Here is a 750-nt window from a genome sequence, read left to right on the forward strand (position 1 = left end):
ATTTTATATTGAGCTGTTGAAGATAAAGTGTATAAATAAGCTAATTTTGATTCAATATCATAAGTAATTCTTGGTTTCATTTTTTCTGTCTTACCTCCAGCGACTTTTTGGAGAGGATGTTTTATAAGTTGTCGTTAAAGAATTTCCTTTTCTTGCTACTGCTACACCCTTATAGTAATAGACCGTTGAATTATATTTTGGATCATAATATTTTTTCCCTTTTGTAACTGCATTGAAAACTTGAACAGGCGAAACACCACGTTCATGCATACGTTCAGCAAGATGCCATGTAGCACGAATTGCAGGCATTCCATACTTTTTAAATAAAGCAGTAACCGCTGAGATTAATCCACGAACGATAAGAGGAGCAACAAGACCTGCAACTTCAGGAGTTGCATATAATTCTGCTTCAAGCTTTTGTTCCTCTAATAGTAATTTTTGAACATCGAAATCTGGATTAATAGTATCACGATATGCCCAAGTTTCTTCATCAATTAAAAGTTCTGTTTCATCTAAGCTAAGGATTTCTTGTTCTAATTCCATAGCCTCTTCTGTCGTCATAGTAGAATCAACTTGTTCAATATTTTCCTCAACCTTTTGATTTTCTACTAAATTTGACGAATCAAGGTTTAATAATTGCTCATTTGTTAAATGAGTATTATTTTTTGGCTGTGATAATTCAACAGTTTCAGCCAAAGTAGGTCCTACTACAGTAAAAAGCATAACAGTAGTAATTAAAGCTATTAACTT

General features: G+C 32.8%; 1 protein-coding gene. It reads right to left on the reverse strand.

Annotation, left to right across the window (positions count from 1 at the left end; translation table 11 throughout):
• Window positions 1-90 precede the first annotated feature (90 nt).
• Window positions 91-750 (reverse strand): DUF4258 domain-containing protein (locus BAMA_RS23265; RefSeq protein ID WP_235184510.1); only part of this gene is annotated, 660 nt, incomplete at its 5' end.

This window comes from Bacillus manliponensis, from assembly GCF_000712595.1.
Lineage (GTDB): Bacteria > Bacillota > Bacilli > Bacillales > Bacillaceae_G > Bacillus_A > Bacillus_A manliponensis.